At 72.6% G+C, this 6,549-nt stretch carries 6 protein-coding genes; 5 read left to right on the top strand and 1 reads right to left on the bottom strand.

What is annotated here, in order from left to right:
- The first annotated feature begins 30 nt into the window (after positions 1-30).
- The 5 genes from D450_RS0100745 to D450_RS0100765 all read left to right on the top strand — a co-directional run bounded on the left by D450_RS0100745 (position 31) and on the right by D450_RS0100765 (position 5,173).
- Entirely contained in the window at positions 31-621 is a 591-nt protein-coding gene (locus D450_RS0100745) for a fimbrial protein (RefSeq protein WP_017536769.1), read from the top strand.
- Positions 605-1,228, top strand: coding sequence for an OmpA family protein (locus D450_RS0100750; protein WP_241483004.1), 624 nt, complete (start codon positions 605-607; stop codon positions 1,226-1,228). Before D450_RS0100745 ends, D450_RS0100750 begins: the two co-directional genes overlap by 17 nt.
- A 168-nt stretch (positions 1,229-1,396) precedes the next feature.
- The gene (locus tag D450_RS0100755; protein WP_017536771.1) at positions 1,397-2,212 is read left to right on the top strand and encodes an IclR family transcriptional regulator; all 816 of its coding nucleotides are present in this window, start codon (positions 1,397-1,399) and stop codon (positions 2,210-2,212) included.
- 343 nt (positions 2,213-2,555) lie between these two features.
- Positions 2,556-4,052, top strand: a complete 1,497-nt coding sequence (gene glpK / locus D450_RS0100760) for a glycerol kinase GlpK (RefSeq protein WP_017536772.1) — start codon at positions 2,556-2,558, stop codon at positions 4,050-4,052.
- A gap of 377 nt (positions 4,053-4,429) precedes the next feature.
- Entirely contained in the window at positions 4,430-5,173 is a 744-nt protein-coding gene (locus tag D450_RS0100765; protein WP_017536773.1) for an MIP/aquaporin family protein, read from the top strand.
- Between the two features lie 1,186 nt (positions 5,174-6,359).
- Here the strand turns inward: D450_RS0100765 and D450_RS34240 are convergent.
- On the bottom strand, positions 6,360-6,549 hold a 190-nt coding region (locus D450_RS34240), incomplete at its 5' end, for a hypothetical protein (protein ID WP_206539645.1).

Consider the following 6,549-nt stretch of genomic DNA (forward strand, 5'->3'; position numbering starts at 1 on the left):
CCGCGCGTCACGGGCGCTAACGTCTCCCCCATGCACATCCCCATCAGGAACACCGCACGGCTCAGATCCGCCGCGGCCGTCCCCGCGGCCGGGGTGCTCGCACTGGCGCTCGCGGGCTGCTCGATGTTCGGCGGCGACGACGAGGGCGGAGAAGGCGGAGAAGGCGCCGACCAGGCACAGCCGGTCAACGCCGGCAAGGTCGAACCGGGCGACGCGGATGCCCGGGAGACCATCGCCAGCCAGGACGTGTCGACGCTGGAGACCGATCTGCACGTCGCCCTGCACTCGCTCGCCCGTGGCGGGGAGACCGTCGAATTGACGTTCTCCGTGACCAACATCGGCGACTCCGAGAGCGACATCATCTCCAACACCTTCAGCCCAGGTGGTGACCGGGACGTCTCAGGGGTGAAGCTGGTCGATTCCGACAACGGAAAGGTGCACCTCGTCGCACGTGACGCGGACGACGCGTGCGTGTGCTCCGGCGGACTGAGGTTCCTCGCTCTTGAGCCCGACGACTCGGTCCTGCTCAGCGCCACGTACGGTGCCCCGCCCAGCGAGGTCGAGACGCTGGACGTGAAGATCCCCAGGGTAGGGACGTTCGACAATGTTCCGCTCTCCTAGGCCGCGTGCGCGGCTGCTCGCGGTGCCCGCCGCGCTCCTCGCGCTGGGGGTGCCCACCGCGGCCCAAGCCGACGAGGACGGCCCCGAGGAGATCGTGGCCGAGGTGGACGCGGGCCCTCCGGAGACGATCCCCGTCCACGACATCAGCGCCCCCGTCCTGGACATCTCCGCCCCGGTGCAGGAGTTGACCTACGGAACCGAGAACGCGGACGGGTCGCTCAAGGACGAGGAGAACTCAGAGGAGCGGGTGGTGACGCTCGCCGCCGACGTGCTGTTCGAGTTCGACGAGGCCGAGTTGAGCGGCGACGCGCAGGAGGCGCTGGAGGAGGCCGCCGACATCCTCCGTGAGGAGGCCGACGGCAAGACCGTCGACATCGACGGCTACACCGACTCCAAGGGCTCCGACTCCCGCAATGTCCCGCTGTCGGAGCAGCGCGCCGAAGCGGTCGAGAAGGAGCTGGCCTCCCTGCTCGACGGCGTGGACGTCACCTTCGAGACCGAGGGGCACGGTTCGGCCGACCCCGTCGCGCCCAATCAGATCGACGGTGAGGACAACCCCGAGGGCCGGGAGAAGAACCGCCGCGTGGAGATCCGCTACCCGCGCTGACCAGCGGCCGACCGGCGTCTGAGACCCTGGTGTCCCCCGCGGGTTTCCGCCCGCGGAGGACACCGGGGCCGGGGCACGGTCCCCGACGCACCGGCCTGCGAGTAGCCTGCCTCACACACTCCAGTAGGATTGCGTGTGACATTGTCGTACTAGGAAGTGGTCACGCGCATGCCTGGAAGGATCCAGTCGATCGAGCGCGCGGCCGGGATCCTCCGGCTCCTGGCCGGCGGGGCCCGGGGGCTCAGCCTCGCGGAGATCTCGCGGAGCATGGAGCTGCCGAAGGGGACGGTCCTCGGCATCCTGCGCACCCTGCAGCACGTGGGATTCGTCGAACAGGACGAGGCCACCGGCCACTACCGCCTCGGCGGCGGGCTGCTCCGCCTGGGCACCCGCTACCTGGACGGCAACGAGCTGCGCACCCGCGCGCTGAACTGGGCCGACTCGCTGGCCTCGCGCAGCGGTGAGAGCGTGCGGATCGGCACCCTGCACGAGGGCCAGGCGCTCGTCGTGCACCACGTCTTCCGGCCCGACGACAGCACGCAGACCCTGGAGGTCGGCTCGCTGCTGCCGCTGCACGCCACCGCCCTGGGCAAGGCGCTGATGGCGTTCGACCCGCTGGCCATGCCGGTGCCCGCCGAGGACGGCGGGCCCGGCCGGCCGCTGGAGGACGGCAACGGGCACCCCCTCGACCTGGCCCGGTTCACCCCCGCCACACTGACCTCGCCCGAGGACCTGCTGTCCGAGCTGGACCGGGTGCGCGCCCGGGGCTGGGCCGGGGAGGACGAGGAGCTCATCGAGGGCGAGGTGGCGATCGCCGCGCCGATCCGCGACCACCGGGGCACCACCGTGGGCGCGGTGGGCATCTCCGGCGCCGTGGAGCGCGTGCACGGGGCCGACGGCGGCGGCCCGCGCATGGAGCTGGTCTCCTACGTGCGGGACGCGGCCCGGTCCATCTCCCGGGAGCTGGGCGCGCACTCCTGGTGACCGCCCCGGGAGAAGGCGCGGCCCCTCCCTTCCGGCCGCCCGGACCCTCCCGACGCCGCGGCCGCCCCCTCACCCTCTCACCGACCGCACACCCCCGCTCACCGGCGGCGACACGGTCGGCGACCCTGGTGTGTGACGATCCTGAACGGTAACCTCGGCCGCCACCGCGCTTTCCCACTCCCGCTTGACAACTCCGGAGACACGGCTCACACTTGGCTCCATTCGTACTACATTGTCGTACGTCATGCGGATCGAGCGCTCACGTGAACCGGTGTGAATCCGGGCGCGCACGGGGGCTGCCGGTCCGGCCAGCGATGTCCCCTTCCCAGAGGCGAGTGACCGGATGACCACCCAGTACATTGCCGCCATCGACCAGGGCACCACGTCCAGCCGGTGCATCGTCTTCGACCAGGACGGCCGGATCGTCTCCGTCGGCCAGCGCGAGCACCGCCAGATCTTCCCCCAGCCCGGCTGGGTCGAGCACGACGCCACCGAGATCTGGGACAACGTGCAGATCGTGGTCCGCGAGGCCCTGGAGGCCGGCGGCCTGGCCCCCTCCCAGCTGGCCGCGGTCGGCATCACCAACCAGCGCGAGACCACGGTCGTGTGGGACCGCGAGACCGGCGAGCCGGTGCACAACGCCATCGTCTGGCAGGACACCCGCACCGACGCCCTCACCCGCGAGCTGGCCGGCGGCATCGGCCAGGAGCGGTTCCGCGAGCGCTGCGGCCTGCCGCTGGCCACCTACTTCGCCGGCCCCAAGCTGCGCTGGCTGCTGGACGAGGTCGAGGGCCTGCGCGAGCGCGCCGAGCGCGGCGAGGTGCTCTTCGGCACCATGGACACCTGGATCATCTGGAAGCTGACCGGTCGGCACGTCACCGACGTGACCAACGCCAGCCGCACCATGCTGATGAACCTGCACACGCTGGACTGGGACGCCGAGATCCTGGACGCCATGCGCATCCCGTCCCAGATGCTGCCGGAGATCACCTCCTCCGCCGAGGTCTACGGCAACGCCCGCGGCTTCCTGGACGGCGTCCCGGTCGCCTCCGCGCTGGGCGACCAGCACGCCGCCCTGTTCGGCCAGACCTGCTTCTCCCCCGGCGAGGTCAAGGGCACCTACGGCACCGGCACCTTCATGGTGCTCAACACCGGCACCGAGCCCGTGATGAGCTCCAACGGGCTGCTCACCACCCTGGGCTACAAGATCGGCGATGCCCCGGCGGTCTACGCGCTGGAGGGCTCCATCGCGGTGACCGGCTCGCTGGTGCAGTGGGTGCGCGACAACCTGGGGCTGATCTCCAGCGCCGCCGAGATCGAGACGCTGGCCCGCACGGTGGACGACAACGGCGGCTGCTACGTCGTCCCGGCCTTCTCCGGGCTGTTCGCCCCGCACTGGCGCAGCGACGCGCGCGGCGTCATCACCGGCCTGACCGGCTACGTCAACAAGGGCCACATCGCCCGCGCGGTGCTGGAGGCCAGCGCCTGGCAGACCCGCGAGGTCGTGGACGCGATGCGCTCGGACTCGGGCGTGGAGCTGTCCTCGCTGCGCGTGGACGGCGGCATGACCGCCGACAACCTGCTCATGCAGATCCTTGCCGACGTGCTGGACGTCGAGGTCGTGCGGCCGATGGTGGCCGAGACGACCTGCCTGGGCGCGGCCTACGCCGCCGGCCTGGCGGTCGGCTTCTGGCCGGACATGGAGAGCCTGCGCGCCAACTGGCACAAGGCCGCCGAGTGGACGCCCAAGATGGACGCCGACGTGCGCGAGCGCGAGTACCGGAACTGGGGCAAGGCCGTCGAGCGCACCCTCGGCTGGGTCGAGCACGACAACGCCTGACCCCCCGGCCGCGCCCTGCGCCCCCGGTAGACGTCGGCACCGGGCAGGTCTGGGCGGGCCCACCGGTCCGACTTCCTGAAAGGCGGACCGCTCCCCCACGGCCCGCGCGCCGCCCCACCGAGCGCCCCTCCCCGGCGCCCGGGCCCCGGCGGCCCACCGGGACGAACGGCGCACCCGCCGACCGCGCCGCCGCGCGGTCCCACGGATTCGGTGCGGGCCGCCCCCGAGCGGGCGGCCCGCACCGAGGCGCCCGTTCCGGGGGCCCTCCCCGGCGAGGGCCCCCGGAACGGGCGCCGCTCCCACCCCCTACCTCTCCCCCACCAGCAGCGGCCGCCCGCGCGCGCCCGCTGGCACCCCTGCCCGCACGGAGGCTTCCCATGGTCTATCTGGCCGAATTCATCGGCACCGCGATTCTCATCCTCCTCGGCGGCGGCGTCGTCGCCGGCGTCACCCTCGCCAAGTCCAAGGCCAACAACGGCGGCTGGATCGTCATCACCTTCGGGTGGGGCCTGGGCGTCATGATGGCCGTCTACGTCGTCGGCCAGTACAGCGGCGCCCACATCAACCCGGCGGTGACGTTCGCGATGGCCTCCATCGGCGACCTGCCGTGGTCGCAGGTGCCCGGGTACCTCGCCGCCCAGCTGGCCGGCGCCTTCGTCGGCGCGGTCCTGGTGTGGCTGGCCTACCTGCCGCACTGGAAGGAGACCGACGACGAGGACACCAAGCTCGGCGTGTTCTCCACGGCGCCCGCGGTGCGCAACATCCCGGCGAACTTCGCCACCGAGACCATCGGCACCTTCATGCTGGTCTTCGGCATCCTGGGGATCAACGCCAACGTGAACCCGATGGGCAACGGCGAACTGACGGTGCTGTTCGGCACCGGCATCGCGCCGATGCTGGTGGGCTTCCTGGTGCTGGCGATCGGCCTGTCCCTGGGCGGGCCGACCGGGTACGCCATCAACCCCGCCCGCGACCTGGGGCCGCGCATCGCCCACGCGCTGCTGCCGATCCCGGGCAAGGGCGGCTCGGACTGGTCCTACGCCTGGGTCCCGGTCGTGGCCCCGATCGTGGGCGGCGTGCTGGCCGCTCAGGTCTTCACCGCCATCGGCTTCGGCGGCTGAGCACGAGCGGTCGCAGACCGAAAGCGGCACGAGGGCGGCACGGGGCAGCGCGCCCCCGTGCCGCCTTTCCCCGTTCGAGGGGTCCGAGGCCGGAGGCACCGACGTACCGTCTCGACCACCGACCGGCGGCGGGCCGCCTGAGTGCAGGGAGATCGGCAGCCACGAGAAGGCAGGCCGGTTCCCCGGTGCCACCGGTCGGCCGCCGGGCGGCCGGTGGCACCGGGGCAATGAGCAGCGACGACGACCCGGCTGGTTCCCCGCTCCGGCCTGCTGGTCGGGCGGCGGGCCGTCGGAGTGTCAGGGGAGGGCAGCGACGAAGAGGAGGGGCGGTTCCCCGGCCTCGCTGGTCGGCTGCCGGGTCTCTCGCGGTCCGGGAACATCGGCAACGACGGGACGGCGGGCACCCCGCTCCAGCCTGCTTGCCGGGCGGCGGCGCTCTTCAGTGTCAGGGGGAAGGCGGCGACGGCACGGCGGGGTACCCCGCTCACGCATACCGGCCGGGCGGTAGGTCGTTACAGTGCCAGGACGGGAGCGGAGACGACGAAGCGGGGCGGTTCCCCGGCCCTGCCGGTCGGCCGCCGGGCCCCCACGGTCCGGGAAGAGCGCGTGGTGGTGCCCGGTCGCCGCCCGCGCGCGCCCGCGGGGCACCCCTCGGCCCGTGCCGGCCCCCATCCGATCACGGACACCCTTCTGACCTGGGACAATACGCACCGTCACAGAGGCGGGGAGGGCGGGAGCGCGCTGATCGACGCCCCGAGACGGCCCCCGGGTGCGATCCCGACCAGACCAGAACAGGATTCGGTACCACGATGTCCGCATTACCCCTGTTCGTCCGCACATCCAGGCGGGCGGGGCGACGGAGGAGGATCAGCGCGTCCGCCCGCGCCGGGCCTCGTGCCGGTGTCGGCCCGCTCCCGGTCACCCGGAGTGACCGAGAGCGCCGTTAACGGGTTCGGGGTTCCGGCAAGAGGGGTACAGGGCACCGAATCCGGTTCTGGTCTGGCCGCCACCGCACACCCGCCCACCCCCGGGCGCCGCTGCGGGCGCCCGCGGAGCCCGCACCCCCTTCCCGATCCGGACGAACAGGACACCCGGCGGGCCCGGCCCGCCGGAGACCGCTCCGGAAGGGCCGGTTCTCCATCGTGAGTGGTGATACCGCCACCTGATTGCACATTGCGTGGCGGTATCACCACTCACGATGCCCGAACACCGCCCGGCGCGCCCGGTATGCCCGGAACGCGAAAAAAAGGGAGGCCAGGACCACGAGCGGCCCGGCGGCCGACCGCCAGCCCCGGGGAGCGGCCCGCCCCTCGTCGTCACCGCCCTCCCCCTCGCACCGAAGAGCCCCGCCGCCCGGCCAGCAGGCGCGAGCGGGG

It is taken from the genome of Nocardiopsis halophila DSM 44494, assembly GCF_000341245.1.
GTDB lineage: Bacteria > Actinomycetota > Actinomycetes > Streptosporangiales > Streptosporangiaceae > Nocardiopsis_A > Nocardiopsis_A halophila.

Coding starts and splice junctions, on each gene's coding strand:
- D450_RS0100765 (WP_017536773.1), top strand. CDS start 4,430: ATGGTCTATCTGGCCGAATTCATCGGCACCGCGATTCTCATCCTCCTC.
- D450_RS0100755 (WP_017536771.1), top strand. CDS start 1,397: ATGCCTGGAAGGATCCAGTCGATCGAGCGCGCGGCCGGGATCCTCCGG.
- D450_RS0100750 (WP_241483004.1), top strand. CDS start 605: ATGTTCCGCTCTCCTAGGCCGCGTGCGCGGCTGCTCGCGGTGCCCGCC.
- D450_RS0100745 (WP_017536769.1), top strand. CDS start 31: ATGCACATCCCCATCAGGAACACCGCACGGCTCAGATCCGCCGCGGCC.
- glpK (WP_017536772.1), top strand. CDS start 2,556: ATGACCACCCAGTACATTGCCGCCATCGACCAGGGCACCACGTCCAGC.